This window comes from Cytobacillus horneckiae, assembly GCF_002835735.1.
GTDB classification, from domain to species: domain Bacteria; phylum Bacillota; class Bacilli; order Bacillales; family Cytobacillaceae; genus Cytobacillus; species Cytobacillus horneckiae.
Genome location: NZ_PISD01000033.1, coordinates 63303 through 89913, shown reverse-complemented (window position 1 = coordinate 89913; position 26611 = coordinate 63303). Strand labels below are relative to the sequence as shown.

Genomic DNA, 26611 nt, shown 5'->3' with positions numbered 1-26611 from the left:
AGCAAGAGTGATTAGGTGAAATCCATGAATAACAACATCAATATTGAACGTAGATTAAATACATTTATACAAGTTTCTAAAAATATTACTTCCAATGAGAGCTTAAAACAGCTTATTCAAGAAATCATAGAAGAAGTGATTGAGTCAATAGACAAAGCGGATGCAGGATTCCTCTTGCTTTGGAATGAAGAGAAACGATACTTAGAGATAGAAGCGGCTGTAAATTTTAAAGAAGAAATGTATTTAAAAAATAAATTGCTTGAGGGGGAAGGGATTAGCGGTTCTGTTTTAGAGGATGGACAGAGCCGTTTAATCAATACAGTAGAAAAAATTCAGGAAGCCATGTCAAATATGCGCAATAAAACGCTTAGATATTATTTAGACTCAACTGTGCATGCCTTTTTACCTGTTAGCTGCATGTCCGTTCCTCTCACACATCAAAATCAAAAAATTGGTGTATTAACAATAGATAATTTTAAAAATGGGGGTTTTTTTACCGCAGAGGATTTGCGCTTTTTAGAGGCAATTGGAAATCAAATCGCCATCTCAATCGTGAATGCACGTGCTTTCCAGGAAAAGGAACAACGAGCAAATCAGCTTGAAGCGATTCTCCATCTTCATAATGAATTGAATGAAACCGTTTTAAAAGGTAAGGGTATGAAAGCACTTGTAGCCAGGCTATCAGCTAGTTTACAGGGCAGAATTTATTATTTTGATTCACTTTACCGGCTGGAAGCTTCACATTTGCACTTTAAAGCAGAAATTCCTAGTTTAAGCTCATGGCTGAATAGCTATACGAAGGAGCTTAAATCACAACAGCTTCACAGTATAGTTTATGATGGACGATTTATTGGACAAGCATTATCTGTCATGTCGTCATTTGGCACAATGGGCTATCTCGTTATTACAGGTATAACAGCACCTTTAGATACTGTAGGGGAGCTTGGATTTAAGCATGCTGCATCAATTATTGCAATTGAACAAATAAAGCTGCAGGAGCAAATAAAAAATAAACAAGCGGAAAAAGAAATGCTTTTAAATGAAATAATTAGGGGCAACTTTACTCCGGAGGTACATTCGTACTTAAAAAAGTATGGAATGATTGCGGCTAAAAACTATATTTTTCTAGCGATAAAATGCGATGGAGATATTAATCAACTTGTTTCGATTGAGGAATCAGTCGTTCGTATTTTTGGCAAAAAGTATGATATTATGACTTTTCCACAAAATGATATGGTCTATCTTTTACTCGGAACTAGAGCTAGGATAGGAGAAAAGATAGACGAAATAACGATGTATACAGAAAGACTGCAAACGATCCATCATGAAGCCACTGTATTTTTTGGCAGGCCTGTGCTTTCACTCCGGAATATCTCTATATCTTATCAAGATGTAAAAATGATGATGGACATGTATGTACAAGATGGAGAAAAACGGGGAAGAATCTACAATTTCCGTTCACTTGGCTATAAACGGTATTTAATAAATATTTCTGATGAAGAAGCGATTCATTTTGTTGAAAATATACTAGGACCGATTATAGATCAGACTAGCAGGAGTGCAAAGAATGATCTTATGCTGACGTTGAAAATTTATTTAGATGCAGACAAAAATGCAGCAAAAACAGCAGAAATGATGCATTTGCATCCAAATACAGTTTATTATCGACTACAACAGTTGCAAGAAAAGCTCGATTGCAACTTTGATCATTTAGAGGACTTGATTAATTTAAAAACGGCAATGTACTTATACGATAAATTATAAATAAAATATATACAATAAAGTGGAAATATGGTATATTGCGAAAGGTATTGAAAATTCAAAACAATTATCCGGTTAAGGGGGCGTTCAATTATGAAAAAAATTACTGCATTCATTTTTTGTAACCAACAAGGGGATACGCCTAGATAGGATAATACCCCGTCAAAATGAGAGGGGAAAATAAAGATATGAATCGTCATGTAGAAATTAAAGAGTTAAATGAATCAAACTGGTATGATTGCTGCTTACTAAAGCTATCAGCAGAACAAGAGCTATATATGGAGCCTAATGCTGTCTCCATCGCTCAATCTAAATTTGAATCAACATTAAAATGCTATGCAATTTATTATGATGAAACCATCGTAGGATTTATGATGTTCAATTCTGTTAAGGAAGAACTTGATGGATATTGGATATATAGAATGATGATTGATCATGCATACCAAGGCAAAGGTATTGGCAAATCAGCCATGAGGCTTTTGCTTGAGGATATGAAAGCTCTGCCTGATGCGGCTAAACTTGTCGTCGGCTATCACCCAGAAAATATAGCCGCACATAAATTATATGAACAGCTTGGCTTTATTGATCAAGGCGACAGATTTGGAAAAGAAATGGCTGTAATTAAAAATTTATAAATTTTAACAAAGCTTGGCCAATGAAACTCATTTTTCATTGGCCATTTTTATGTTTGTTTTAATGTGTGAGAATATAAAATGAGTGACTGTATGGGCGATTGGGCTGACACTGTCGATAAATTGCTCCGCTTTAGAAAAAGATTCAAATTGCATCTTGAGTATGTAGCAAGCATTTCCTGCTACCCGATAACAAAACTCAACATTTGGCAATGCCTCAATCATCTTCTTGAAAGATTGATAGTCGCCGTTTTTCATAGTAGCCTCAATGATACACTCAATTGGAAAACCTAATTTTTCGTAATCAACTTCTAAAGTATACTTATTAATTACTCCATACGACTCCATTCGCCTTACACGCTCTGTGACAGAAGGTGAAGACAGATTGACTCTTTTACCAAGCTGACTCATAGATAAACGGCTATCTTTATACAGTTCATCAATCATTTTTTTATCAATTTCGTCGATTTTCATTTTTAAATAATTCCTCCTTAATTTGTTTGATTTTTAAAGGAAAAACCAATTTTACATTTTGTAATTAATTTTAATTTAATACAAAGGTTTCTATAATAAATATTATAAGGAGGAGGAACGAATGGCAAGAATAAGCGAATCAATTCACGGATTAACACCATTTCAGCGTTTATTAGGTCATAATGTGGAGGTTATGGAGCGCTGGTCCCATTTGGGAGAATTGTTAGAAAAGGATGGCAGGCTGCAAGCGACCTTAAAGGAACAAGTAAGAAGAACGCTTGCCAAAAATAATGGCTGTGAATATTGCAAAGCAAAAGGGAAGCCCGCGCCGCATCTTTATGATGAAAAAATGACCATCGCTGTAGGATTTGCGGAAGTCTTTTGTAAAACAAAAGGAAATATCCCTGATTCAACCTTCGAAATTTTGCAGGACAGTTTTAATAACGAGGAAATAAGCGAGCTTTGTGCTTTTATTTGTTTTGTCACTGCCTCACAGCATTTCGGAGCTATTATGAAACTAAAGTAAATTAAGCAAAATCACCTGATTAAGCAGGTTTATACAAGGATGGAAGAGAAATAATAAATGGTTCGGAAATTAATGAACAAGGAGAGATAAATGGGGAATTGGAACAGCCAGGAACATCAAAAAGCCTTTGGCTGGAAAGTATAAAGAAAATTGGCCCTGCCAATGAATAGTAGTTTAAAATAAAAAGTCCACCTATGACAACGGGAGAGAGTGAGAAGATGGAAAAGAAATTTCCTGAAATTGAAACGAGCAGGCTAATTTTAAGAAAAGTAAAGTCAGATGATAAAGAAAGCATGTATAAGTATTTATCTGATGAGGATGTGGTCAAGCATATGGGGCTATTCCCCTATAAAACAGCGGAAGAGGTAATGGATGAAATCAATTGGTATGACTCTATTTATAAAGAAGGCACCGGCATCCGTTGGGGGATAACAGAAAAGGGCAAAAATGAGGTGATTGGCAGCTGCGGCTTTCTCAATATGAAAAGGCAGCATTTTAGAGCAGAAATTGGTTTTGAATTAAATAAGGAATATTGGTCTCAAGGGATTGCTGGTGAAGCGATTTCTGCTGTTCTACAATACGGCTTTCAATCTCTTGGCTTGGAAAGAATTGAGGCATTGATTGAGCCAACTAATCGGTCATCTCAAAAACTAGTAGAAAAATATGGTTTTATAAAAGAAGGTTTATTGAGGCACTATGAATTTACCTGTGGAAAATTTGATGATTTACTTATGTACTCAATTTTAAAAGAGGATTTAGTAGGAATCTTTGGTGAGTAAAGAGAGCAGCTTAATTTCTTTTAAAAAAAGAACCCAACCAATTGTTGAGTTCTTTTTTTTTGTTACACACCACGTTTATTTCCCCATATATAGGTATGGAGCTGGGGCAATACCTTTACATTTTGAAATTCATCATCAACCATTGTTTTATCAATTAGCCATGAATATTTATTAAGCAATGTCATCATTAATTGATCATCATCTGTCGTACTGCAATCATCATTTCCTACTTGAAGAAAAAAAGGAATCTCAGAATATCTTTGGTGTATTTTTTTCGCATAGTCATAGTCTTCATCATTAAAGACGACAACTTTCAAACTGATATTCTGTCTGCTGATTCGCAGGATGATTTCATCTAATCTATCAAAATCAGTAATCATGCGTGAGCTTGGAGGCTTCGGCGAGATGGTAAGCTCATCAATCTTATAAAACCAGTCCTGCCACTTGCTGCCTTGTGTTTCTAATCCTATTTGTATTCCATTTTTTTTTAGGATGTCTACAAGACCGTCGATATTTTTTATAAGGGCGGGGTTGCCGCCGGAAATAGTGACAAACCGGAAACCGCTGCCACCTAATTGTTTTAATTTTGTCCAAATGTCTTCTGGTTCCATTTGTGTGATTAGATGTTTCCCGGTGCCATCCCATGTAAAGGATGAATCGCACCATGCACATGAGTAATCACAGCCGGCTGTACGAACGAACATTGTCTTCTGGCCAATGACCATGCCTTCGCCTTGTATCGTCGGCCCAAATATCTCCATAACAGGAATCTTACTCATCGATCATCCACTCCCTTCTAGCTTCAGCATAACTTGTAGGAGTTTCATAAAGTTTGACAAATTCGACTCTTGCTGCCAAGCTTTTATCCAAGCTTGACAATGCTTCATCCATTTTTTCGAAAATCCAAATGACCATATTTTCTGCGGTCGTATTCATTGCCGGCAATGTTTCATTTAAATATTTATGATCAAGATATATTTCTATTTCCCTTTTCCAGATTTTCTTAATGTCTCCAAAGTCTATCATTAAGCCCCTGTTGTCAGTGTAGCCGCTGATTCCAAATATGACCTTGTAAGTATGTCCATGAAGGTTTTTACATTTTCCCTCATAATCGTGAAGATGATGAGCGGCATCAAACGTGAATTCTTTACTGACAAGAACGCGCTTATGGTGGTACTTTAGATTTTCTCTTTTAATATCTATATCTATCTTTTGTAATTGATCAACGATGCGAAAGCCGAAGAGGTCTTTCATATTGCAGCTCTCACTTTTAAGTAATCTTCCAGCCCTTGTTTTCGGAGCTTGCATGCCGGACATTCTCCGCATCCATCGGAAACGACTCCATTATAGCATGTTAGTGTTTTTTTACGGACAAAACTGAAGCAGCCTAATTTATCAGCCATCTCCCATGTTTCTGCTTTATTCAGCCACATAAGTGGCGTATGAATGACAAATTGTTCATCCATTGACAGATTCAAGGTTACATTTAGTGATTTAACAAATATATCTCTGCAGTCGGGATAACCGCTGAAATCCGTTTCACAAACGCCGGTGATAATATGTTTTGCTCCTAATTGGCTCGCTAATACACCAGCAAAGGACATGAATAATAGATTTCTACCTGGCACAAATGTTGATGGCAGGCTCCCGCCCGTTCCATCTTTCACTACAATTTCACTTCTTGTCAATGCATTTGGGGCAAGCTGGTTCAATAAGCCCATATCTAAAATATGATGCTCTACTCCAAGTTCTTCAGCGATTGCCTTTGCGCATTCAATCTCAGCTGCATGCCTTTGATTATAATCGAAGGTCACTGCAACCACTTCTTCAAATTTGTCTAGCGCCCAAAAAAGACAAGTTGTGCTGTCCTGGCCGCCGCTGAATACAACTACTGCTTTTTCCTTTTTCATGCTTTAATCTCCTTTAAAAAGAAAAACAGCACCACTAAGAAATGGCACTGCTTTTCCTTAGTTTTTTTGAGAGGGTTTAGCTAGAACCTCTACCGCTATGCGGAATTTCTATGCAATTCGGGTGTTATTATATCATATATTGGTCTTTATCGTCACTAATGTGGTGGATAATACAAAAAAGGTTTTTTAACAATTATTACCGCATAAATGAAAAGGAAAGCATGCAATGATCATCTGCTGCCGTTTAATTATAAAGAGCAACCACCAGTCGTCCATCCGAGCGAGAAGAGGAGAATGAGTGTCAACGCCCATCTGAGGTAGAAAAAGAGAAGAAAGGTAGAAGAGAGTGAGTGTCAACGTCCATCTGAGGTAGAAAAAGAAAAGAAAGGTAGAAGAGAGCGCATCTCAGCGCCCATCTGAGGTAGAAAAAGAGAAGAAAGGTAGAAGAGAGTGAGTGTCAACGCCCATCTGAGGTAGAAAAAGAGAAGAAAGGTAGAAGAGAGTGAGTGTCAACGCCCATCTGGAGGAGAAAAAGAGAAGAAAGGTAGAAGAGAGCGCATCTCAACGCCCATCTGAGGTAGAAAAAGAGAAGAAAGGTAGAAGAGCGTGAGTGTCAACGCCCATCTGGAGGAGGAAAAGAGAAGAAAGGTAGAAGAGCGTGCATCTCAACGCCCATCTGAGGTAGAAAAAGAGAAGAAAGGTAGAAGAGCGTGCGTGTCAACGCCCATCTGAGGTAGAAAAAGAGAAGAAAGGTAGAAGAGAGCGCATCTCAGCGCCCATCTGAGGTAGAAAAAGAGAAGAAAGGTAGAAGAGAGTGAGTGTCAACGCCCATCCGAGCGAGCAGAGGAGCAAAAAGGTAGAAGAGAGCGCATCTCAACGCCCATCTGAGGTAGAAAAAAGAAGAAAGGTAGAAGAGAGGTGGCCCAATCGCCCTTCTGAGAGCGAAAAAGAGAGGAAAAGGTAGCCTAATCGCCAATCTAAGGAGAAATGCTGAATAAATAAAAGAGGTGTTAAAAAATGAAAACCGCATTACTTGTAATTGATGTACAGAATGATATGTTTCAAGAAGGAGCTGCTGTATATAATGGGGAGCTTTTACTTGAAAAAATTACTCATTTATTGGATCAAGCACGTTCAACTCATACACCTGTTTTTTATGTGCAACATAATGAAGGGGAAGGGACACCTTTGGCGTATGGGACAGAGAGTTGGGCAATCCATCCGCAAGTTCTCCCTAGTGTTGAGGATATAATTATACATAAAAAGACACCAGATTCATTTCACGAAACTAGTTTGGATGAAGAATTGAAGAAACAAGGAATCCAACATCTAATTTTAACTGGCATTCAAACGGAAGTATGTGTGGATACAACCTGCAGAAGGGCTTTTAGTTTAGGTTATAAAGTAACCGTTGTTTCCGACGGCCATTCGACGTGGAATTCTGCTGAATTAACAGCAAAAGAAATTATCCATCATCACAATCAAGTTTTACGCTTATTTGCAAATATTTTCCCATTAGCGGAGGTTAGTTTTGAATGAAGAATATCAGCACAAAACAATCCTTTATTATAGGGGGTTGTTTTTATTTATATTTAAACGGAAACTCCCATACATGTAATAAAAAAATCCAAAAATCATATAATGAATGTGGAATTAAATACGTAAGGAAAAGGAGTTGCATCATTTGGCTGTTTCATACATGGATTTTACAGCACCTAATGTCCAGTATTTTAGTGATGTAAATAAGAACAGACTTTTTACAGGCGATAATCAGAACTATATTAATTCCTTAGGTAGAAATAATTTAAATACACTCGGAAATGTATCGCTGTTAGATATTTACCTTAGTAAAGGAAAAGTAGTGGAGCCTCATATTCATCAAAATGCTTCAGAGCTGGTCTATTGTATTTCTGGTTCAGCCGTCGTTTCTTTCATTAATCCTTTTACAAAAAAGCTCATTAACATTTCAATAACTCCAGGGCAAGTAGCAAATATTCCTCAAGGCTGGTGGCATTATGAAATCGCAAGCGAAGATCACACCCATTTGCTGGCGATATTTGATGCGCCATATCCTGAAGTCATTCTTGGTTCAGATATATTGAGGCTAACTCCTGCCAGCATTTGGGCACACACTTACTGCTTAGATGAAAATGAATGGAAGGAAGCGGTTTCCCCCATTACTAATTCAGTATTTATCGGTCCACCGGACGATTGTAACCGCAATGTAGATTCCTCTGTCCATGATTATTATCAGCAATATGCGACTCAGCCTCAGTATGTCCAACCCAATCAGCAATATTATCCTACATATAATCAACCTTATTATCCTCAAGGGCATCATTTTCCAAGAAATCCATACTAAGCAAAAAAATAGAAAGCACGCTTTAGGAAGATTATGAGCGCGCTTTCTATTTTTTATTTGATGCCATATATTGATCAGAGATAATAAAATCATCTTCTGTTCGCACATATGGATGAGTTTTTAGTAAAATATTTTGAAGGGATTCCGGCATTCGCTCTTTTTTATACGCGCAAATTAATGGAAATGACATCTCGTTTACAGCATCATCAATGATTTGTTCAAGTTTTTCTACTATTTTAAGAGGACCTTCTATCGTGCCCCATTCCACATGCGCCCAAAATCGAAATGACAACCATAGGGCTGAACAATTTCATTGAAATATTCAGCAATGGCGGGCGGATGGCAGCTTCCACTAGAATAATAGAAATCAAAATTATTTATAAAATGGATTTTGTTCATTTGTACTTCTGTTAACAAGCAACATAGCTTGTCTTCCACGATTGCAAAAATTCGCTCGCTTTCAATAAGAAAAATATCATCCTGTCCAGTATATAGGTGGAGATTTGCTCAATATAATTTTTCATTTCATTGTAAGAATAAAGGATGTGAACACTTTTCTGATTCTCAATTAATTGAAGCATATGGTGTTTCAAATTAACACTTCTTCGTTCCAGCATTCCTCGATTATACTATGATTTTGCTTGAATTGTTTGATAACATTGCTCTCTTTTATGTAAGAAAGTAAGTAAAATAAAGAGCCTCTATTCTTAAATAGAGGCTTGCCTTTGGCATAATAAATTAGCGAGTAACACTTTCTTCTTTCTTATCGGATTCTTTTTCGAGATAGCTGAGAGCAGCTGAGCCGAGTGTTTTAGCGGCAATAAGCAGGGAGCGCTCATCAATGTTGAATCGCGGATGATGGTGCGGATAGACAACATCCCATTGCGGATCCATTGCTCCTGTAAAGAAGAAAGCGCCTTTTACATGTTGAAGATAGTACGCGAAGTCTTCGCCGCCCATAAGCGGGGCGCATTCAACTACTTCTGTAACTTCATCAATTTTTTCAGCTGTTTCAGCGATAAACGCAGTTTCCTCAGCATGGTTAACGACTGCTGGATATCCGCGTTTATAAACATATTCATAAGTGGCGTCCATTAGTTGGCAAGATGAGCTGATGACGTTTTCTAATTCTGTTTCAATCAGGTCGCGGGCATCTTCGTCAAAGGTACGAACAGTGCCTATTAATTTAGCTGTGTCGGCGATAACATTGAAAGGATTTAAAGCTTCGAAGTTGCCGACTGAAACAACAGCAGGGTGAAGCGGGTTCACTCGTCTTGACACGATTTGCTGTGCACTTGTAACAAATTGTGAACCAATCATTACGGCATCCTTTGTTAAATGAGGCTCAGATCCATGACCGCCCTTTCCTTGAATGGTAATGTTGAATTGATCAGCTGCTGCCATAATTGGGCCAGATTTTAGCTGAATCGTTCCAATAGGAAAAGTCGCCCAAATATGAGTGCCAAAAATAACATCTACTCCGTCAAGGCAGCCATCTTCAATCATGCTAATAGCGCCGCCTGGAGCAATCTCTTCAGCAAATTGATGGATGAACACAATATTTCCTGGGATATCATCCTGTATTTTATTCAATGCTTTTGCTAGAACTAATAGAGTGGAAGTGTGTCCATCATGACCGCATGCATGCATGGCGCCATCAACTTTAGATTTATAAGGAATATCATTTTCCTCTTGAATGGCCAGCGCATCGAAATCAGCTCTAAGCGCAACTGTTTTACCAGGCTTACCGCCGCGAAGTGTTGCAACAACACCTCGTCCGCCTACACCTGTTCTTACTTCATGGCCAAGCTTTGCATGGTACTCAGCAATATATGCCGGTGTTTTTACTTCGTGATAAGAGATTTCAGGATTTTCATGTAGAAAGCGACGAATTGAAATCATTTCAGGTTCGTATTCTTTTAATAATGAAAATAACTTTTCCATATGATTGTGCCTCATTTCATTTTTAATTAGATAGAAATTTCTATGTCGATGTCACAAGGTTTATAAAAAAATTGAGTCTCCTGGCCCCACTGGCAATCCTAGCAAATACCAGATGGAGAAGAGAATAATCCAGCCAATAGCAAAGAAGATTGAATAAGGAAGCAATGCTGATATTAATGTACCGATTCCAATCGATTTATCATGCTTTCTTGCAAAAGATAATAGAATCGCGAAGTAAGCTAGCATCGGCGTGATAGGGTTGGTAATTGAGTCTCCTACTCTATAAGCCATTTGCGTAAATGCTGGGCTATAGCCTAAGTACATGAACATTGGCACGAAAATTGTTGCAAGCAGAGCCCATTTAGCAGAAGCGCTCGCAATTAATAGGTTAATAAATGCACAGATAATGATAAATCCGATAAGCATAGGCAAGCCGGTGAAATTCAGTGCTTGTAACAGCTCAGCGCCTTTTATGGCAAGAATCGGCCCGATATTACTCCAGCTGAAGAACGCAATCATTTGTGCGGCAACGAACGCAAGAACAATGAATGGAGCTAAGTCAGCAATCGATTTAAACATTTTTTCGGCGACATCTTTATCATTTTTAATTGTTTTCGAACCAATTCCAAATGCGATTGCTGGTAGTAAAAATAAAAAAAGCATAATTGGCACAATGCCAGACATGAAAGGTGAATTAATGAAAGAGCCTGTCTCTGCATCGCGCAGCCAACCATTTTCAGGAATAACCATCATTAAAAGAATGGCGATATAAGCGACTAATGTGATACCTGCATAACGAAGGCCTCGTTTCTCATCAGCAGTAATGTCATCCAGCTTTTCAATTTTTCCTACAGGTTTGCTGAATCGGGGCTCAACAAATTTAACCGTGACCCAAGTCGCAACGGCAACTAATAAAAAGGTCGATGCGATAAGGAAATAGTAATTCATTGTTGGGTTGCCAATATAATTTGGATCAACCATTTTTGCTGCTTGTTCTGTAATACCTGCTAGTAAAACGTCTAATGAATTTAAAAGGATATTTGCACTAAATCCACCGCCGATCGCAGCATAGGTTGCGATGAGACCAACGAGCGGACTTCTGCCAACACTCATAAAAATCATTGCGGCAATGGGGGGAAAGACGATAAATGCAGCATCAGCAGCAACACCACCGACAATACCTGTAAAAAGAATAACAGGAAGAATTAGATTTTTTGGAGCGCTTAGTACTGTCTTTTTCATAACGATTTGAATTAGTCCAGTCGCCTCAGCAACACCGACACCTAGCATCGTTACAACAACTAATCCAAGCGGTGCAAAGGAAGTAAAGTTTCCTACCATATTCGTTAAAATTTGGACAATTCCTTCCCGATTAAGCAAGTTTACAACTTCGATTGTGTCCCCTGAAGTAGGGTCTTTTGCAGAAACCCCAATCAGAGATAGAAGAGCAGATAATATTAAAATAATCCCTGACATGATAACGAAAAGTGTAACCGGATCAGGAAGTTTATTTCCTGCTCGTTCAATTGCATCGAGGAAACGATCGGACATTTTTCTCTTCTGTGGGGCTGGTTCCTGTTGGTTGGCAAGAGCGCTCATGTTTATACCTCCTATTATATATGTAAACTTTTAAACTTTTTCAAAATTATACGTATGTTTGTATAGAAATACTATGGAGTACATTCTAAATTTTTAAAGTTTTTTTGTGTTATAGTACAAATTACGACAAATTCCGACTGTTCTAACTTTAAGTAAATCCCTTTATAATAAAGGGATGAGCAAGGATGTTTTCAATCCTTTATTACGCTAATAGATTTAAGAAAGAAATTGATAAAAATGGAGGTATTGCAGTTTGAAATTAACGAGTGGGAAGATACTTAATCTTAAAAACAGATTAAAAGAAGCATTATGTCATAAATTAGGCTTTCAAATTGAAAGTATTGATTTTGCTGCAAATGGAGTGGATAACGCCGTTTTTCTAGTAAGAGAAAAGGATAAAGGAAAGCTTGCTGTCCGGGTTCCATGGATGGAAGACGGTGAGAGAATGGACGAGAATGAAAGCGGCATTCTCTCTTTAAAAAAGGAAGCTGAATTATCAGCACACTGCTACCATCATGGATTTCCTGTCCCAAGAATTCACAATCTATCCATTGATGATGAAATGAGTTTTTTAGTATCAGATTTTATTCAAGGGGATGCTGTTCCAATTTCTTCATTTCATATAGGTGAGATGATTGCTCAATTACATCGTCTGCCTGTTGAAGGAATGCAAATGACCTTTCATAATGAAAGTTTTTCGCAAATATTATCTAGCAGGATCGTCACACGTGCAAATGCTATCCAATTACAAGCTCCACCCGCGCTTGAGTTGCAGAAGGTTTTAAATCAATCGGCATTTCAGCAAAGCCTGCTACATCTTGATGTGCGGCCGCCAAACCTAATCGGGCAAAATGGAAGAATTGCTGCTATGATTGATTGGGACAATGCTTTAATTGGCGATCCGGTAATGGAGCTCATGAGAATAGCAGAATCAAAGGAAATTATAGAGAATGAATTCCTGCAAGGGTATAAAAATGATAGCATGCTAAAGAATTGCGATGAAATGGTTCAGACAGTTTATCGGCTGGACACAGCAGTAATGCTGGCGATTTTATTTTCAGTATACATAAAAAATAATGTGAAAAGAGATTATTACGTTCAAAGAGTACAATCCCTTATAAAAAAGATAGATAATGGTATGTAACTTTTTCGAATAAAAGTCTGTCTAGTATTAAAAAGGGCGGTGAGATATTGAAAAGGTGGATTGGAGTTATTTTCCTGACTGGAACGTTCCTGACTGGCTGTGGCGCGTCCGGAAGCGAAGGAGGTGCAGAGACGCCTGTTCAGTTTGGAGAAGAGGATTATAAAGAGCTATTATCTGCAAATAATCAATTGGGCATGGAGATGTTCTCAGAGGTTGAAAGAGATGAGAATGGCAATGTCTTTATTTCCCCTGCAAGTTTAAGCATGGCCTTGTCGATGCTATACAACGGTGCTGAAGGCGAAACAAAGAAGGAAATTGCCAATGTGCTTCAAGTCAATGGCCTAGACGTTAAGGAATTAAACGAAGCAAATGCATCACTCATAGATAAGCTGCAAAAGGATTCCGCACTAATTCAATTAGACATTGCAAATTCAATGTGGATTGATCCGAAATATAATTTTCAAAAGGAATTTGCCGAAGTTAATCAAGGTTATTTTCATGCCGAGATGAAAGAGATTGAATCCGCTGATAATATAAACAAGTGGGTAGAAGAAGCAACAAATGGGAAAATCAAGGATATGGTTAAAGCGCCGCTTGATCCTAATTTAACAGCAATGTTGATTAATGCCATCTACTTTAAAGGAGATTGGCAATTCGCCTTTAATGAAGAGGAAACAGACGAAGGGGAATTTCTGAAAGGAGATGGCTCTGCTGTATCAGTGCCTTTCATGAGAATGAAAGAGGAGCTTGCTTACTTATCAACAGATGATTTCCAGGCAGTTTCCCTTCCTTATGGCGATGGTGAAATGAGTATGAAGATCTTCCTTCCGAATGAAAATTCAAGTATTGAGGAATTTGAAAAAATGCTCACATTGGAAAACTGGGAAAGCTGGAACAAAGAATTTACTGAGAAGGAAGGAACGGTTGTTTTCCCGAAGTTCGAGCTGGAATATGAGACACAGCTGAATGAAACATTACAAAAACTAGGGATGCCAACCGTGTTTACTTCCCAGGCTGAGCTTACAAAAGTGATTGATGATGAAGGTCCTTTCGCTGTAAGTGAAGTAAAGCAGAAGACTTTTTTGGAAGTGAATGAAAAAGGAACAGAGGCAGCTGCGGCAACATCTGTTGCAATTGTTAAAATGTCGTTGCAGGATCAGCCCTTTCATATAGAAATGAATAGGCCATTTTTCTTCACGATTACGGATAACGATACAGGCATGAATCTTTTTATGGGCACAATTTCCAACCCGGAAAAATTATAGTGAAACTTTTTAATAGGGTAGACGTATAGAGGGTATAATCTATCTTTGTTATTATAGTGAAACTCATATTTTTCTCATGCAACAGCGGAATAAATCACTTTAATTTACCTGTGAAAGTTATAAAATTGGTCATTGTAATTTTCATACAAAAAATTAACGCAATTAACATGAATAGTTTTCTAAAAGGAAGGTGAAGAACAAAATGGCTCTTATACGAAAAAAGCGGAAACGAAATGAACAGAAAGGCGATGTTTGGAATGCTTTTTGGGATGTTGTTTTCTATATTCCAGAAATCATCATTCTTCCTTTTAGGCTCGTATTCTTTATTTTTAGGAAAATCATCCGCATTTTGGAGTGGAATTAATCTTTACTTCACTTACCAATAGATTCTGCTTTCTTTTTTCTGCCTTTTTCTTTAATATGATAATGTCAATGTGAAATTTAGAATGAAATCTACAAATGTAGATGCATAGATAGAAAAAGGCAGGGATATGATGGAACAACTCATATTGGATTTAGTTAATTGGTTTAAGGATTTATCTTATATTGGAATCTTTTTAGCGCTGTGTATAGAATTTATACCTGCTGAGGTAGTGCTTCCGCTCTCCGGCTTCTGGGTATCGGAAGGTGACATGCGCTTCTGGGGGGTAGTCATTGCCGGCTCATTAGGCGGTGTTGTTGGTCCGTTAACACTTTATGCGTTAGGCAGATTTGGCGGGCGTCCGTTCATAGAAAAGTATGGAAAATACTTTTTTATAAAAGAGGATAGCTTAAGGAAGGCAGATGCCTTTTTTGAAAAGCACGGCGCCTTTGTTGCTTTTAGTGCCCGTTTCTTACCTGGAGTTAGAACAATTATATCCATTCCATGCGGCATGGCAAAAATGAATGTTTGGGCTTTCTCATTGTACACGCTCTTGGCAATGGCACCAATCACATTTTTCTATGTATACCTCGGCGTAAAGCTCGGCCAAAATTGGGCAGACGTAAAAGGAATATTGAACGAATACATGCTGCCATTTGGTATGGCACTAGTCATTGGATTTATTGTCTATCTCTTAATTAAACGCAAAAAGAATAAAGAAAAGACTGAATCCATAAATGATTTTATGACTAAAAAATAAGGAAACCCACGAAAACGTGGGTTTTTTTGCATGTGGGAGAAGGGTGAGAAATTACGTTTTTTTACATTTCAGATAATCCGCCTTCCTATGATGCACAGCTTCACATTTTTCTGAACTTACGTGGAATGACCATTCTACCCATTAGACCGTATTGAAAAGTGTATCGTTCCAAAAAAATAAAGAAGGAAGAATTAACTTTCCTTCCTTCTCCGCTCTAATAGTATAACGTCACGCCAAATGTCATTCATTTTCCCCATTTTTCTCTGCGTCCGACTTCACGGAATCCGTGTTTCTTATGTAATTTTAAACTGGCGATATTTTCAGGGAATATTCCAGCCTGCAGCGTCCAAATATTCTTTTCCTCACTTTGCAGTATTAATGATGAAAGGAGCTTGCTGCCAATTCCTTTTCCTAAAGCGGAGGATGTAATATAAATGCTCACTTCTGCTACGCCGGAATAGACTGTCCGTTTGGAATAAGGACTTAATGCAGCCCACCCTAATATTCCATGCTCACCACGTGCGACAAGCCTGAAATCTTGCAAATGGTTTTCATTCCATGTTTTCCAAGTGGGAGGAGATGCTTCAAAGGTGGCGTTGCCCGTTTCTATTCCTTCGATGTAAATTGCTTTTACTTGATTCCAATCATTATCTCTCATCAAATCAATCCTTATATTATCCAAATGATAAACATCTCCTAAAAAAAATTCTTTTGAAGTTTGAAAATTCCATAAATTAGGTATAATAGAGATAAGTAGTTTCATAGTATGTATAGGAATATTATTGCGCAATTTTAATATGATTGAAATAGGCGCGTACATTTTTTGAAAATAATAAGGAGGACTGTATATGAGGCATTATGTTTCTACTAGTGAACAAGGAATTAATCGTGAGTCATTGCCATTTAAGCTTTATGAAAAGGCAAAGAAGTTTGGCGTATGGGATCCGAGAAATATCGACTTTAGCAATGATAAGGCAGACTGGGAGTCACTTTCTGCTGAACAGCAGGAATCTTTGCTGACGTTAATCTCTTTCTTTTACAGTGCGGAGGAAGCAGTTACGAAAGATGTGCTCCCATTAATATATGCGATTTCTAAAAAAGGCAAGTTTGAAGAAGAGATGTATTTAACAACCTTCTTATTTGAAGAAGCGAAGCATACAGATTTCTTCAGCCTTCTATTAAAGGAAATTGGTATTAAGGGAGAATTGAATTATCTCCATACCCCAGTTTATAGAAAAATATTTGATGAGATTTTACCTGAGACAATGGGAAGATTAATGGAAGATCAATCCCCAAAGGCTATTGCTGATGCGGCCGTTGTTTATAATATGTTTACAGAAGGAATTCTTGCAGAAACAGGCTATTGGACCTTTTATCAAAATCTAGTAAACCTCAAAAAAATGCCGGGACTGCTGGAAGGAATAACAAATATTAAAAGAGACGAGTCAAGGCATATCAGCTTTGGAACCTTTTTATTGCAGCGCCTGATTTCCGAGGATTCATCAATGTATGAGTACATACTCGGAAAGCTCCAGGAATTAATGCCGCTAGCCATTCAAATTAATGACGCTCCTGAGGAAATTAATCCATTCGGTGTCGTCATCGCAGATAGTCATGCGTTTATGCAGAAACAGCTAAATGCAAGATTAGAAGTATTGAGGAGAGCGCAAGGCAGGTCATTGGAAGAAATTTATAGGATGGAAGTAGTGGCAGAATAAAAGCTTTCAGGTGAAATCGTTCTATTATTTAGAACGGTTTTTTTTTATTTGGCTATTGTACTAATATTAAATGAAGGAAGGAGGAAATGGATTATGAGAGTTTTATTTTTAGCATACCCGGAATTTGCCGATTTCGAGATTGGGCATGTGCTGTTTCTATTGCGAAAAATAGGAAAGGCGGAAATCGTCACGTCCACTGTGACTGGTGAAGCTGTCACCAGCTTGGGAGGGCTTAAGGTGATGGCCGATTGCAGCGTAGCAGAAGTAGATGTTACGCAATTTAATCTTATCCTCATTTCTGGTGGAGATGGAATAGCTGAAGTACTGGAGAATGAGACGGTAAGTGCATTGCTGCAATCTGCAGTTAACCACTCAATCTTAATCGCATCCATCTGTGCATCAGCACTTTTACTTGGCAAGGCTGGAGTTTTGCACGGGGGATCATTTACGTGTCTGACACATACATATGAAAAGAATATCGAGTTATTTGCAGGAGCCAACTACACAGGTGAGGACATAGCTGTTTGGCACCATGTAATAACAGCAAAAGGAACAGCCTTTGCGGAATTTGCAGTAGAAACATGCAATCAATTAGGGATGTTTCAAACGAAAGAACAATATGAAGCAAGGTTAAAATTCTGTAAAGGAATTAGTTAAATGTCATAAAATTCACACAAATTATTGTCTATATTTGGATGAATATAGGATACTCTATAGTTAGGAAAAACTAAGGGGGTAATCATATGGATGAAAAATTTAATGATCTAATTGGTGATATTATGAAAAATTCTGAAATGACGAAGCTGCCTGGTCAAGGGAAGCCGCTTCCTAAAAATTATTTTCAACGGGATGTTTTTCAAAACTTCCAAAAAATCGCGAAGGATGCAGGTTTCCTCCCGCCATGGCTGGAATTGCAAAAAGAAATCACTATGCTCATCCATGATGCAAAAGAAAAAAATGACATGATCGAAATTAATATGAAAATTAAACAATATAATAAAATTTGCCCGTCTTCAATGCAGCGATATCCAATCAGCTTCGAAGGGCTAGATAAAGCGAAAGAGATATGGAAATGAATGCTGGTTTTTAGTTTCATCAAGAAGAGTCCTAATAAAGTGGCGAACCTTGTCCCAAAACGCTCAAACGTCACTTTAAGCCCTAAATAAAGTGACGAACACCGTCCAAAAGAGCAAACACGTCTCTTAAAATAAAGCATCAAACCCTATTTTTAGAAGGTGAAGCGTTTAAACCTCTTAGTCTTTTGTTTTATCAACAGTATGGGTGGTAATATAAGAGTAGAGGAGGGTACAGCATGAAAAAAGTGATTTTATTTGATGGTGTATGTAATTTTTGTGATCGCAGTGTTCAGTTTATTATTAAGCGTGATCATCAGGCTGTTTTTCAGTTTGCCTCTTTACAAAGTGAATCAGGGCAGAAGCTGCTGAAAAAGCATGGTGTGCCAGAAGATACTGATAGTTTTATTTTCGTTGATGGCGAAAAATATTATGACCGGTCATCTGCTGCCCTTCATGTTTTTAAACATTTGCCTGGGGGGTGGAAGCTGTTGTATGGCTTGATTGTACTGCCAAAGCCCATTCGTGATGCGTTTTATCAGCTAATTGCAAAAAACAGGTACAAATGGTTTGGCAGGAAGGAGAGCTGTATGCTTCCAACACCAGATGAGCGTAAGCGGTTTTTAGACTAAAATTTCTCTCCCCAGATTTCTGTAATTTTATTTTCCCAATCGCGAGTAATCACAAATTCTTCAGCAGTTGTAATGGAAAGTTCGCCTTTCCGTTCAACTGTTTCCGTTTTTGTGCCATTATCGAAAAGAAGCTCTAAGCTGTATTTATAGCTAGTAACGCCGGCTTCAGTTTTTACTTCTTCGAGGGTGATATCTTTTAATTCAATCGATGCATTTAGTTTTTTAGCTAAATCAGGAGCAACACTATAGAAGCGGTTGGCGGCAAGGTTGATATAGGCATCCTCAGATAAATACTTTTCCATACTTTCCGTTAGAATTACTTCATCAGGCGGGTTCATTGGGTCTGTCACTGTGTACTGCTCAACCTTATACTCCCTCACAAAGTCCTCAACTGCTGCATCATCTTGATTCGAGCATGATGCCAATCCAAAGCTGATGATAGATATTAAAATGATAGTCATCCATTTTTTCAATTGGTTTCCCTCCTTTGAAATTATTTACGTATATGGAAAAGAAAAGTTTCGTTTCTCCTTTTAGAAGGATAAAATAAAGAGGAAGACGAATGATTATAAAAAGAAAATGGAGGATGCAATATGGCGTATAAAATAAAAACAACGGAAAATGATCGCAGTGTTATTGAATTTATAGAATCGGTTGAAAGCTTGAAGAAAAAAGAGGATGCCTATCGTTTATTAGATATTTTTTCCGAAACAACAGGCTATCCTGCAAAGATGTGGGGAGCAAGTATTATAGGGTTTGGTTCATATCATTATAAGTACGCAACTGGTCATGAAGGGGACGCACCGCTAGCTGGATTTTCGCCGCGAAAAGCAAAAATCAGTTTATATTTAGCAACAGGGGATGAAGAGAGAGAACAGCTATTAGCGAAATTCGGTAAGCATACTACAGGAAAAGCATGTGTGTATATAAATAAGCTGGCAGATGTTGACGAAGAGGTACTAAAGGAATTAATTGAGTACACTGTTAACGTGCAAGAAAAGCAAAACAAAAATCAGGAGCTGTAAGTGAAGCTCCTGATTAATATCTTTGATGGAAAAATTTGGTGCCAAAGGCGGTAATTGCTGAAAGAGCAATATATACCGCCGTCCATATAAAGAATGAAGGATCATAAAGAGCCAGCGTAAGTATCGTAAATATAATTGCTGTAATGATTGGGAATACAACCCATTTGCGAATGTACACAGTACCAATAATCGAGACAGCAAGAACGATAGTTGGATAAATGAGAAAGGTTAAAACAAGTGTCATTCTTTATCGCCTCCTTTAGTGTTCTATACCCGAAAAATATAAAAAGGAACCATTTAGGCTCCTTGTTTTTTATCAATGATTTGATTGGCTAGCTGGATTAATTCTTCTTTATGTTCTGCCGGAGTGATGGTTTCGTTCATGTATATAAGGCTGTAGGCTACATCTTTTAGTTGAAAAGCAATCGAGTTTTTACTATAGAACCCTTTCATTTCGTTGTACAGTTCAATTTTTTCAGATTCAGGTACGGAGCTTTCGACTACAGGGAAATCAGTTTGAATAAGAAGCATAATCTCTTTGTTGCCTTTATCGTAAGCTTTAAAGTGAGCCATCAGCATTCTTCCATCATGATTCAAATCCATAATCATCGGCGCTTCAAAAGGGGCAGCTTCAAATGGGAGATTCTCAGGTAACACCACATCAAATGGCAAGGCATTAAGGCCATCCTCTAATGTATCGGCTACATAAGTAATGGGACGATTTTTAATTTGATGATCAGTCGCCTCATCTTCAGGCTCCTTCACTTTTAGATTAGATGTATCCAATTTATTGCAACCTGAGAGGATAATTAAGAGCAAGGCAGCCAGTAAGAGTGTTTTTTTCATAAGGCCATCCTCCTTTAAAAATAAATACGAATGGGTATTGAAAAGAGTTTCAATTCAACCTGAAAAAAGTACTTTATCCTCAACTTATTCCTCATTTTATCAATTAGAATCATTAGAAAAAGAGAGCCGGAATCAGGCTCTCTTAAATTTCTTTTGAGGATACGGGAAGGAATAGCTTAATTCCTCGTTTATTGAAGGGAAGAAACTTCATGTCTGCGGCCAAATGGCTTATGTATCCTGTTAGACATGCTAAGTATGCACCGTTTATTCCTATAGAGCTCTCAAACCGTGAGGCAATGACGGCAAAGAAGACTATGCCGATTATTGAATGCGTATAGCCGCGGTGCGAGACGAATGAAGCGATGAAAATATATACACCGAGGAGCACGAGCCAATATTCCTGCAAGGATGCTCCGCAGGCAATAACCCCGACACCTGTAACTGTCAGCATATGCCGCTGTTTCAATAAGGAGGAGATTGTTATCATTGCAACCCCGATACCAATTCCAAGCCATTTGTCCATAGAATCGCCTTCATAAAGACTATAAAAAATCATCAATAATCCAATTAATTGTGCAGCAGCCTGAATGACTTTATGTGAGAAGGTGATTCTCCCTCTCAATTTCCCATCAATATCAAGATCAGGAACAAGGGCAGAAACAGAGCCCAATCCAATTAATATGAGGGTCTCGGCAGGAGTGGATTGAAAAGCGTTTGCTGTTATAAATCCTGCTGCTGCTCCTATGCCTGCATGAGCTGTACCGTTCACTTTGCATTCCACCTTTATTAAAAAAATCATGACCATCTATTATTCTACAACAAAACATTTGTTCTGTTTAGTCTAATATAAAAATAGAAGTCTCTGGTGGAATTAATCATGCTAGCGTTCCACTATTTTATTTTAGGGATGAAAGGTAGAATAGAAAACTGCCAAACCGCCGATTTGAGGATGAAAAAGATAACTCACAAATCCAGTAAAGCATATGTATCAGTGAGACTTAACGAAAGAAGGGGATTTTTACCTAATGATAGAAAGATAAAGTAGAAGAGGAGGGATGTCGATGAGTGAAAAATTATTAAGGGTCGGGACTACTTATTTGCCAGTATCGAGTGTAAATCAGTCTGCTGAATGGTATGTCAAAAAATTAGACGCTAAGCTTAATTATATTGATGATGATAAAGCAATTATCAGTCTTGCCAATCAAAGCTTTTTTTTAGTCGCTTCAACTAAGGGGGAAACGGCAAATTTTGTGAGCAGCAATGGTGAAAAAAGATTTTCAATGACGTTCGAAGTAGATGGACTGAGGGCATTGAAACAGCTACATGCAGAGCTTTTAGAGAATGGAGTGACAACTGGCGAAATTGAAGATCGCGGACACGCTGGCAACAATTTTGTATTTCAGGACTTAGATGGTAATTTATTTGATGTTTGGAGTGAGTTGAGTCCGGGTTTTCATGCGGAAGTGGAGGGGAGGCAATGACAATTCAAGAAGTGCTTGACACATATTTTCTTGCATGGAATGACGGTTTCAGGAGTAATAATGGTGATAAAATTCGGTCGTTGATGTCTGAAAGATTCAAAGGGTACTGGGCGCACAGCGGCTTGGCTGAACCGGATGTGTATGATTACGATTATGATTTGGATGGTGTTCTCAGCCAATATAAACATGCAGAAAAAAGTTTTGAAATGCTGACAGCTACTTTAAGGCAAGACGGAGAAGAATATGTGGTTATGGGAACAGAAACGAACCTTGTTGACGGCGCATCCTTCCCTGCAAAATGTATGTTTATATTTACAAAAGAAGCTGGAGATTGGAAGCTGCTAAGAGAATATATTGAATTAGAACGCTAAAGATGAATCGCGAATTATCGCGATTTTTTTTATGCTCTAAATGTAAATTTCCTTTACAAAACGTAAACTTTCTAAACCTTATGTAAATGTTTGTTAGATTGTCTCACAACTTAATATACATGTGATAACCTTGTCTATATAATAAAAAACAACATAAAACAAAGAAAAACGATATAAAACAACAAATATTTTTATCGAAAACCAAAGGAGTCCCAAGTATGTCTTTATTAGCGGAAGAAAGAAAAAAGCGGATTTTTGAAATAGTTGATCATCTTGGACAAGTTAAGGTAAATGATTTGGCGAAGGATTTCAATGTATCAACTGAAACGATTCGCCGCCATTTAGAAGAATTGGAGAATGAGAATAAAGTAAAGAAAGTTCATGGCGGTGCAGTTAAAGTAGAGTCTCCGCCAAATGAGTTATCGATGTTTGAAAGGGAGATTCTTAATATTAATAAGAAAATCATTATAGGTCAGAAAGCGGCATCGATTGTGAAGGATGAAGAGGTGATTTTCGTTGATGAGGGAAGTACAACATTGCAGATGGCATCCATACTGAAAGATAAGAAAGATATTACAGTCATCACCAATTCTTTTCCGCTGGCAGTTAAGCTGATGGGCTATGAAGAACAGAAGTTATTTAAAGGAGAGATTATCTTTCTTGGCGGACATGTAAGAGGCAATCATTTTCGTACATCCGGATCATTGGCAGAAACTATGGCAAAGGAATTTTTTGTCGACAAGGCCTTTATTGCAATCGACGGCATAGAGGAGAGTGCAGGAATCACCAGCTATGATTTAGACAAATGCATGCTTTCAAGAATATTTATAGCGAATTCCAAGCAATCTTATATTTTGAGTGATTCCACCAAAATTGGCGTCAGAGCCAATTATAAGATTGAACTCTTATCAGAGATTGATTTTATTATTACCGATGTTCCGAAGCCCGATCATATGGGTATCAACGAAGCGAAATGGATCCAAGGCTGACACATGTGAGGAGGTCTATCATTGAACCATCTGCAAATGCTGGCTGATCAGGCAATATTTAAAGAAGCAGAATTATATATTCGTCTATTTATCAGTACGATTTTAGGATTATTTATTGGCTGGGATCGTTCTTCGCATAATAAGCCAGCAGGAATTAAGACTTATACTTATGTGACTGTCAGCTGCACGCTTATCACCATCATTTCTATTGAGAGTGCTACCCTTTTGCGTGCGGCTGACAACGGAACGATGATGGACCCGATGCGCCTCGCCGCCCAAATCGTTTCAGGCCTGGGGTTTCTTGGAGCGGGACTGATCATGAAGAATGGATTTAAAGTAAAGGGTTTAACCTCAGCAGCGATGATATTTTTTGCAGGGGGAGTGGGAATCGGAATTGGAGTGGGCTTCTATGGAATTGTCATCTTTTCAATCATGATCACATTTTTGACTACAAAGCTAGGAAGTTTGTTAGAAAAGAGAGAGCAGCCGAGAAGTAAACGAAAAGCAGAAATCGATGGCTGAACAAACTCACGATAAAAATACAGAATATTCAAATAATATGGAGGTGTTTCGTTTGCTCAAACTAGAGAATATCAGCAAACAATATCACAGCAAAGTCGTCCTGGAAAATATTAATCTGGAAATAGAATCAGGAGAAATCGTCTCATTGTTAGGGCAAAGCGGAAGCGGGAAAACCACATTATTAAATATTATCTTAGGCTTAACAAAGATGGATAATGGAAGAATTCTATTTAATGATCAAGATTTAACAAATGTAAAAATGAAAGATAGAGGCTTTAATATTGTATTTCAGGATTATGCTCTTTTCCCGCATCTAACTGCTTATGAAAATATTATTTATGGGCTAAAAAACAAACGGGGATCGGTCTCTGAAGCTGAACTCCAGGAATATATTGATTTTCTTGAGCTAAAGCCCCATTTACAAAAAAAAATCGGCGAGCTTTCAGGAGGGCAAAAGCAAAGAGTGGCACTGGCGAGAACGCTGGTGATGAAGCCGAAAATACTCCTGCTTGATGAACCTTTAAGCGCATTGGATGGAGTGATTAAAGAATCAATAAAAGAACGAATTAAATCGATTGCAAAGGAATTCCAATTAACAACGATTATTGTCACTCATGATCCAGAAGAAGCGTTAACATTATCAGATAAAATTCTCATCATTGATCAGGGGAATATTTCTCAATTCGGAACACCGCAGGAAATTATTCATCATCCAAAAAATGAATTTGTGAAGGAATTCATATTGAAGCAGCTGCAAATCAAGCGGCAAAATATCTTTCAATTATTTGGTGAACAATATGCTTAATGTCCGGCCGGAAATGAAAGTCATCTATACGTCGATACTGATTGTCTTCCTGCTGTTTCTGTTGTTGCCGATGGGTACTTTGCTGCTTCGTTCATTTGAAACAGCTGAAGGGTACAGCCTTACAAACTATTACAATGTACTTTCTAACAGCGAGCTTTTAACGGCCTTTGTGAATAGTATTAAAATTTCAGGGCTAACGGCAATCATCACTACGATTCTTGCATTTATGATCGCCTATGCATTGAATTGTACGAACATATACAGGCCGTTGAAAAGTGTGATTAAAATGGGCATCCTCATTCCGATGTTATTGCCGACAATCACATACGGATTTGCCATCATGTATTCGTTTGGCAATCAAGGGTTAATTACACAGCTTCTCGGAAAGCCGCTTTTCGACATATACGGATTTAATGGGTTGTTAATGGGCTATGTCATTTATACTTTGCCTGCTGCCTTTCTTTTAATCAACAACTCCTTTATGTATATAGATAAAAAATTCATTATCGTTTCCAAGCTAATGATGGATGGTTCGATGAGAAGTTTCCTAAATACGATTATCCGTCCGATGCTTGGCGCATTAGGAGGAGCCTTTGTCCTTTCCTTTATTTTAAGCTTTACGGATTATGGTATTCCTGCTTCAATTGGCGGCACTTATTCAGTAGTGGCAACACAGCTTTACCAAGTAATGCTCGGGTCAATTCCGAATTTCAATCATGGAGCAGTGATAGCAGTACTCATGCTTGTACCGGCACTATTTGGCGTTGTGCTCTTAAACTATCTTGAGAGGTTCAACTTTCATTATGATAAATTCTCTCAGATTGAAATGGTGGAGAACAAGATAAGAGATATCATTCTTGGATTCATCTCTATCATTGTATTAATGGGGATGCTATCTATCTTTCTCGTCATGTTTATCGCACCATTTCTAACAAGCTTTCCTTATGATTTAACAGTTACGATGCAGCATTTCATCAATGTTTTTACATCAAATGATTTAACTGCTGTCTATAAAAATTCCTTAATCGTCGCTTTTTTTACAACTGTAGTGGGAATCATCCTTGCCTATAGCTCTGCAATTTTAAATACGAGAACAGGGCTAAAGGGAAGAGTGGCATTTGATGTCGTCTCAATGATCACAAATACTCTACCGGGTATGGTATTAGGATTGTCGTACTTATTACTATTCAATGGCAGCAGTTTAAAAGGAACTTTCACGATAATTATCGTGTGCAATATTGTTCACTATTTTACAACACCTTATTTAATGGCGAAAAATTCGTTATCGAAAATGAACCCATCATGGGAAACAACGGGAGGGCTGCTTGGTGATAGCTGGTTTAAAACGGTTTACCGGGTAATTATTCCAAATTCAGCTTCAACAGTCATAGAAATGTTCAGTTATTACTTTATTAACTCAATGGTCACAATTAGCGGGATTATCTTTCTCGTCTCAGCGCAAACATCACTTGTGTCGAGCAAAATTAAAGAACTGCAGCATTTTGCTAAGTTTAATGAAATCTTCGTGCTGTCACTGCTAATATTCTTTACTAATCTCATAGTTAAGCTGATCTGTGACTATTTGCAAAAAAAGCAATCTGTAAAAAATTTTTAATAAAAGTGAGGGGAAAA

General features: G+C 37.8%; 33 protein-coding genes and 1 riboswitch. Of the genes, 21 read left to right on the top strand and 12 right to left on the bottom strand.

Features of this window, described 5'->3' with window-relative positions:
* Nucleotides 1-24: 24 nt before the first annotated feature.
* Both CWS20_RS15870 and CWS20_RS15865 read left to right on the top strand, forming a co-directional pair.
* Complete coding sequence (locus tag CWS20_RS15870; protein ID WP_066194798.1) at nucleotides 25-1764, top strand: helix-turn-helix domain-containing protein; 1740 nt, start codon at nucleotides 25-27, stop codon at nucleotides 1762-1764.
* Nucleotides 1765-1949: 185 nt separating this feature from the next.
* Entirely contained in the window at nucleotides 1950-2396 is a 447-nt protein-coding gene (locus tag CWS20_RS15865; protein WP_066201370.1) for a GNAT family N-acetyltransferase, read from the top strand.
* A 27-nt stretch (nucleotides 2397-2423) separates the two neighbouring features.
* On the opposite strand, the gene CWS20_RS15860 is transcribed toward CWS20_RS15865, so the two are convergent.
* Complete coding sequence (locus CWS20_RS15860; protein WP_066194799.1) at nucleotides 2424-2867, bottom strand: Lrp/AsnC family transcriptional regulator; 444 nt, start codon at nucleotides 2865-2867, stop codon at nucleotides 2424-2426.
* A 121-nt stretch (nucleotides 2868-2988) separates the two neighbouring features.
* On the opposite strand from CWS20_RS15860, the gene CWS20_RS15855 reads away from it, so the two are divergent.
* Nucleotides 2989-3393 (top strand): carboxymuconolactone decarboxylase family protein, encoded by a 405-nt coding sequence (locus CWS20_RS15855; protein WP_066194800.1) that lies wholly within the window; start codon nucleotides 2989-2991, stop codon nucleotides 3391-3393.
* Nucleotides 3394-3611: 218 nt separating this feature from the next.
* Complete coding sequence (locus CWS20_RS15850) at nucleotides 3612-4172, top strand: GNAT family N-acetyltransferase (RefSeq protein WP_066194801.1); 561 nt, start codon at nucleotides 3612-3614, stop codon at nucleotides 4170-4172.
* Nucleotides 4173-4234: 62 nt separating this feature from the next.
* Here the strand turns inward: CWS20_RS15850 and queE are convergent, their stop codons facing one another.
* The 3 genes from queE to queC are packed head-to-tail and all read right to left on the bottom strand — an operon-like array spanning nucleotide 4235 to nucleotide 6082.
* On the bottom strand, nucleotides 4235-4951 hold the full coding sequence (queE, locus tag CWS20_RS15845) for a 7-carboxy-7-deazaguanine synthase QueE (protein WP_066194802.1): 717 nt from the start codon (nucleotides 4949-4951) through the stop codon (nucleotides 4235-4237).
* A complete protein-coding gene (gene queD, locus CWS20_RS15840) occupies nucleotides 4944-5426 on the bottom strand; it encodes a 6-carboxytetrahydropterin synthase QueD (RefSeq protein ID WP_066194803.1) in 483 nt (160 codons plus the stop codon). Before queD ends, queE begins: the two co-directional genes overlap by 8 nt.
* The gene (gene queC / locus CWS20_RS15835) at nucleotides 5423-6082 is read right to left on the bottom strand and encodes a 7-cyano-7-deazaguanine synthase QueC (RefSeq protein ID WP_066194804.1); all 660 of its coding nucleotides are present in this window, start codon (nucleotides 6080-6082) and stop codon (nucleotides 5423-5425) included. The genes queD and queC overlap by 4 nt, the downstream gene beginning before the upstream one ends.
* 51 nt (nucleotides 6083-6133) lie before the next feature.
* A riboswitch (PreQ1 riboswitch) is annotated at nucleotides 6134-6178 on the bottom strand.
* 921 nt (nucleotides 6179-7099) lie between these two features.
* Between queC and CWS20_RS15830 the strand changes: the two genes are divergently transcribed.
* Nucleotides 7100-7621 (top strand): cysteine hydrolase family protein, encoded by a 522-nt coding sequence (locus CWS20_RS15830; protein WP_066194805.1) that lies wholly within the window; start codon nucleotides 7100-7102, stop codon nucleotides 7619-7621.
* A gap of 145 nt (nucleotides 7622-7766) precedes the next feature.
* A complete protein-coding gene (locus CWS20_RS15825; RefSeq protein WP_083957303.1) occupies nucleotides 7767-8444 on the top strand; it encodes a cupin domain-containing protein in 678 nt (225 codons plus the stop codon).
* Nucleotides 8445-8490: 46 nt separating this feature from the next.
* On the opposite strand, the gene CWS20_RS28735 is transcribed toward CWS20_RS15825, so the two are convergent.
* From CWS20_RS28735 to CWS20_RS15810, 3 genes are all read right to left on the bottom strand, one after another.
* Nucleotides 8491-8736, bottom strand: a complete 246-nt coding sequence (locus CWS20_RS28735) for an MEDS domain-containing protein (RefSeq protein ID WP_241198911.1) — start codon at nucleotides 8734-8736, stop codon at nucleotides 8491-8493.
* Between the two features lie 446 nt (nucleotides 8737-9182).
* The gene (locus CWS20_RS15815) at nucleotides 9183-10388 is read right to left on the bottom strand and encodes a M20 family metallopeptidase (RefSeq protein WP_066194806.1); all 1206 of its coding nucleotides are present in this window, start codon (nucleotides 10386-10388) and stop codon (nucleotides 9183-9185) included.
* Between the two features lie 60 nt (nucleotides 10389-10448).
* Nucleotides 10449-11987, bottom strand: a complete 1539-nt coding sequence (locus CWS20_RS15810; protein ID WP_066194807.1) for an AbgT family transporter — start codon at nucleotides 11985-11987, stop codon at nucleotides 10449-10451.
* 253 nt (nucleotides 11988-12240) lie between these two features.
* Here CWS20_RS15810 and CWS20_RS15805 point away from each other — a divergent pair, with 253 nt between their 5' ends.
* The 4 genes from CWS20_RS15805 (at nucleotide 12241) to CWS20_RS15795 (ending at nucleotide 15517) form a co-directional block, all read left to right on the top strand.
* Nucleotides 12241-13131 (top strand): phosphotransferase family protein, encoded by an 891-nt coding sequence (locus CWS20_RS15805; RefSeq protein WP_066194808.1) that lies wholly within the window; start codon nucleotides 12241-12243, stop codon nucleotides 13129-13131.
* A 47-nt stretch (nucleotides 13132-13178) separates the two neighbouring features.
* A complete protein-coding gene (locus CWS20_RS15800) occupies nucleotides 13179-14396 on the top strand; it encodes a serpin family protein (protein ID WP_083957304.1) in 1218 nt (405 codons plus the stop codon).
* A gap of 202 nt (nucleotides 14397-14598) precedes the next feature.
* Entirely contained in the window at nucleotides 14599-14760 is a 162-nt protein-coding gene (locus tag CWS20_RS28060; protein WP_157090518.1) for a hypothetical protein, read from the top strand.
* Between the two features lie 127 nt (nucleotides 14761-14887).
* Entirely contained in the window at nucleotides 14888-15517 is a 630-nt protein-coding gene (locus CWS20_RS15795; RefSeq protein ID WP_066194809.1) for a DedA family protein, read from the top strand.
* Between the two features lie 244 nt (nucleotides 15518-15761).
* Here the strand turns inward: CWS20_RS15795 and CWS20_RS15790 are convergent, their stop codons facing one another.
* The gene (locus CWS20_RS15790) at nucleotides 15762-16199 is read right to left on the bottom strand and encodes a GNAT family N-acetyltransferase (RefSeq protein WP_326135105.1); all 438 of its coding nucleotides are present in this window, start codon (nucleotides 16197-16199) and stop codon (nucleotides 15762-15764) included.
* 166 nt (nucleotides 16200-16365) lie between these two features.
* On the opposite strand from CWS20_RS15790, the gene CWS20_RS15785 reads away from it, so the two are divergent.
* The 4 genes from CWS20_RS15785 to CWS20_RS15770 all read left to right on the top strand — a co-directional run bounded on the left by CWS20_RS15785 (nucleotide 16366) and on the right by CWS20_RS15770 (nucleotide 18940).
* Nucleotides 16366-17235 (top strand): R2-like ligand-binding oxidase, encoded by an 870-nt coding sequence (locus CWS20_RS15785; RefSeq protein WP_066194810.1) that lies wholly within the window; start codon nucleotides 16366-16368, stop codon nucleotides 17233-17235.
* A gap of 93 nt (nucleotides 17236-17328) precedes the next feature.
* The gene (locus CWS20_RS15780) at nucleotides 17329-17892 is read left to right on the top strand and encodes a DJ-1/PfpI family protein (RefSeq protein WP_241504205.1); all 564 of its coding nucleotides are present in this window, start codon (nucleotides 17329-17331) and stop codon (nucleotides 17890-17892) included.
* 86 nt (nucleotides 17893-17978) lie between these two features.
* Nucleotides 17979-18311 (top strand): DnaJ family domain-containing protein, encoded by a 333-nt coding sequence (locus tag CWS20_RS15775; RefSeq protein ID WP_066194811.1) that lies wholly within the window; start codon nucleotides 17979-17981, stop codon nucleotides 18309-18311.
* 236 nt (nucleotides 18312-18547) lie between these two features.
* On the top strand, nucleotides 18548-18940 hold the full coding sequence (locus CWS20_RS15770; protein ID WP_066194812.1) for a thiol-disulfide oxidoreductase DCC family protein: 393 nt from the start codon (nucleotides 18548-18550) through the stop codon (nucleotides 18938-18940).
* On the opposite strand, the gene CWS20_RS15765 is transcribed toward CWS20_RS15770, so the two are convergent.
* Nucleotides 18937-19413, bottom strand: a complete 477-nt coding sequence (locus CWS20_RS15765) for a hypothetical protein (protein ID WP_066194813.1) — start codon at nucleotides 19411-19413, stop codon at nucleotides 18937-18939. The genes CWS20_RS15770 and CWS20_RS15765 overlap by 4 nt on opposite strands.
* Before the next feature lie 120 nt (nucleotides 19414-19533).
* Here CWS20_RS15765 and CWS20_RS15760 point away from each other — a divergent pair, with 120 nt between their 5' ends.
* Nucleotides 19534-19965 carry a DUF1801 domain-containing protein gene (locus CWS20_RS15760; RefSeq protein WP_066194814.1) on the top strand — a complete coding sequence of 144 codons (432 nt, stop codon included), beginning with the start codon at nucleotides 19534-19536 and terminating at the stop codon, nucleotides 19963-19965.
* A gap of 13 nt (nucleotides 19966-19978) precedes the next feature.
* Here CWS20_RS15760 and CWS20_RS15755 read toward each other — a convergent pair whose 3' ends face one another.
* The 3 genes from CWS20_RS15755 to CWS20_RS15745 all read right to left on the bottom strand — a co-directional run bounded on the left by CWS20_RS15755 (nucleotide 19979) and on the right by CWS20_RS15745 (nucleotide 21580).
* Nucleotides 19979-20209, bottom strand: a complete 231-nt coding sequence (locus CWS20_RS15755; protein ID WP_066194815.1) for a DUF2651 family protein — start codon at nucleotides 20207-20209, stop codon at nucleotides 19979-19981.
* A gap of 53 nt (nucleotides 20210-20262) precedes the next feature.
* Nucleotides 20263-20811, bottom strand: a complete 549-nt coding sequence (locus CWS20_RS15750) for a lipoprotein (RefSeq protein WP_066194816.1) — start codon at nucleotides 20809-20811, stop codon at nucleotides 20263-20265.
* A 142-nt stretch (nucleotides 20812-20953) separates the two neighbouring features.
* A complete protein-coding gene (locus tag CWS20_RS15745; protein WP_066194817.1) occupies nucleotides 20954-21580 on the bottom strand; it encodes a metal-dependent hydrolase in 627 nt (208 codons plus the stop codon).
* A gap of 292 nt (nucleotides 21581-21872) precedes the next feature.
* Between CWS20_RS15745 and CWS20_RS15740 the strand changes: the two genes are divergently transcribed.
* The 6 genes from CWS20_RS15740 to CWS20_RS28730 all read left to right on the top strand — a co-directional run bounded on the left by CWS20_RS15740 (nucleotide 21873) and on the right by CWS20_RS28730 (nucleotide 26594).
* A complete protein-coding gene (locus CWS20_RS15740; protein WP_066194818.1) occupies nucleotides 21873-22292 on the top strand; it encodes a VOC family protein in 420 nt (139 codons plus the stop codon).
* Complete coding sequence (locus tag CWS20_RS15735) at nucleotides 22289-22663, top strand: DUF4440 domain-containing protein (RefSeq protein WP_066194819.1); 375 nt, start codon at nucleotides 22289-22291, stop codon at nucleotides 22661-22663. Before CWS20_RS15740 ends, CWS20_RS15735 begins: the two co-directional genes overlap by 4 nt.
* Nucleotides 22664-22881: 218 nt before the next feature.
* The gene (locus tag CWS20_RS15730) at nucleotides 22882-23652 is read left to right on the top strand and encodes a DeoR/GlpR family DNA-binding transcription regulator (protein WP_066194820.1); all 771 of its coding nucleotides are present in this window, start codon (nucleotides 22882-22884) and stop codon (nucleotides 23650-23652) included.
* Between the two features lie 36 nt (nucleotides 23653-23688).
* Nucleotides 23689-24174 carry an MgtC/SapB family protein gene (locus CWS20_RS15725; protein ID WP_066201380.1) on the top strand — a complete coding sequence of 162 codons (486 nt, stop codon included), beginning with the start codon at nucleotides 23689-23691 and terminating at the stop codon, nucleotides 24172-24174.
* 52 nt (nucleotides 24175-24226) lie between these two features.
* Nucleotides 24227-24979: an ABC transporter ATP-binding protein gene (locus tag CWS20_RS15720; protein WP_066201384.1), complete on the top strand. Its 753-nt coding sequence runs from the start codon at nucleotides 24227-24229 to the stop codon at nucleotides 24977-24979.
* Entirely contained in the window at nucleotides 24972-26594 is a 1623-nt protein-coding gene (locus CWS20_RS28730) for an ABC transporter permease subunit (protein ID WP_066194821.1), read from the top strand. The genes CWS20_RS15720 and CWS20_RS28730 overlap by 8 nt, the downstream gene beginning before the upstream one ends.
* The last annotated feature ends 17 nt before the right edge of the window (nucleotides 26595-26611 follow it).

Excerpts from the sequence above, each read along its gene's own strand:
- CWS20_RS15870 (WP_066194798.1), top strand. The coding sequence starts at position 25 with ATGAATAACAACATCAATATTGAACGTAGATTAAATACATTTATACAA.
- CWS20_RS15865 (WP_066201370.1), top strand. The coding sequence starts at position 1,950 with ATGAATCGTCATGTAGAAATTAAAGAGTTAAATGAATCAAACTGGTAT.
- CWS20_RS15860 (WP_066194799.1), bottom strand. The coding sequence starts at position 2,867 with ATGAAAATCGACGAAATTGATAAAAAAATGATTGATGAACTGTATAAA.
- CWS20_RS15855 (WP_066194800.1), top strand. The coding sequence starts at position 2,989 with ATGGCAAGAATAAGCGAATCAATTCACGGATTAACACCATTTCAGCGT.
- CWS20_RS15850 (WP_066194801.1), top strand. The coding sequence starts at position 3,612 with ATGGAAAAGAAATTTCCTGAAATTGAAACGAGCAGGCTAATTTTAAGA.
- queE (WP_066194802.1), bottom strand. The coding sequence starts at position 4,951 with ATGAGTAAGATTCCTGTTATGGAGATATTTGGGCCGACGATACAAGGC.
- queD (WP_066194803.1), bottom strand. The coding sequence starts at position 5,426 with ATGAAAGACCTCTTCGGCTTTCGCATCGTTGATCAATTACAAAAGATA.
- queC (WP_066194804.1), bottom strand. The coding sequence starts at position 6,082 with ATGAAAAAGGAAAAAGCAGTAGTTGTATTCAGCGGCGGCCAGGACAGC.
- CWS20_RS15830 (WP_066194805.1), top strand. The coding sequence starts at position 7,100 with ATGAAAACCGCATTACTTGTAATTGATGTACAGAATGATATGTTTCAA.
- CWS20_RS15815 (WP_066194806.1), bottom strand. The coding sequence starts at position 10,388 with ATGGAAAAGTTATTTTCATTATTAAAAGAATACGAACCTGAAATGATT.
- CWS20_RS15810 (WP_066194807.1), bottom strand. The coding sequence starts at position 11,987 with ATGAGCGCTCTTGCCAACCAACAGGAACCAGCCCCACAGAAGAGAAAA.
- CWS20_RS28060 (WP_157090518.1), top strand. The coding sequence starts at position 14,599 with ATGGCTCTTATACGAAAAAAGCGGAAACGAAATGAACAGAAAGGCGAT.
- CWS20_RS15795 (WP_066194809.1), top strand. The coding sequence starts at position 14,888 with ATGATGGAACAACTCATATTGGATTTAGTTAATTGGTTTAAGGATTTA.
- CWS20_RS15785 (WP_066194810.1), top strand. The coding sequence starts at position 16,366 with ATGAGGCATTATGTTTCTACTAGTGAACAAGGAATTAATCGTGAGTCA.
- CWS20_RS15780 (WP_241504205.1), top strand. The coding sequence starts at position 17,329 with ATGAGAGTTTTATTTTTAGCATACCCGGAATTTGCCGATTTCGAGATT.
- CWS20_RS15775 (WP_066194811.1), top strand. The coding sequence starts at position 17,979 with ATGGATGAAAAATTTAATGATCTAATTGGTGATATTATGAAAAATTCT.
- CWS20_RS15770 (WP_066194812.1), top strand. The coding sequence starts at position 18,548 with ATGAAAAAAGTGATTTTATTTGATGGTGTATGTAATTTTTGTGATCGC.
- CWS20_RS15760 (WP_066194814.1), top strand. The coding sequence starts at position 19,534 with ATGGCGTATAAAATAAAAACAACGGAAAATGATCGCAGTGTTATTGAA.
- CWS20_RS15755 (WP_066194815.1), bottom strand. The coding sequence starts at position 20,209 with ATGACACTTGTTTTAACCTTTCTCATTTATCCAACTATCGTTCTTGCT.
- CWS20_RS15750 (WP_066194816.1), bottom strand. The coding sequence starts at position 20,811 with ATGAAAAAAACACTCTTACTGGCTGCCTTGCTCTTAATTATCCTCTCA.
- CWS20_RS15740 (WP_066194818.1), top strand. The coding sequence starts at position 21,873 with ATGAGTGAAAAATTATTAAGGGTCGGGACTACTTATTTGCCAGTATCG.
- CWS20_RS15735 (WP_066194819.1), top strand. The coding sequence starts at position 22,289 with ATGACAATTCAAGAAGTGCTTGACACATATTTTCTTGCATGGAATGAC.
- CWS20_RS15730 (WP_066194820.1), top strand. The coding sequence starts at position 22,882 with ATGTCTTTATTAGCGGAAGAAAGAAAAAAGCGGATTTTTGAAATAGTT.
- CWS20_RS15725 (WP_066201380.1), top strand. The coding sequence starts at position 23,689 with ATGCTGGCTGATCAGGCAATATTTAAAGAAGCAGAATTATATATTCGT.
- CWS20_RS28730 (WP_066194821.1), top strand. The coding sequence starts at position 24,972 with ATGCTTAATGTCCGGCCGGAAATGAAAGTCATCTATACGTCGATACTG.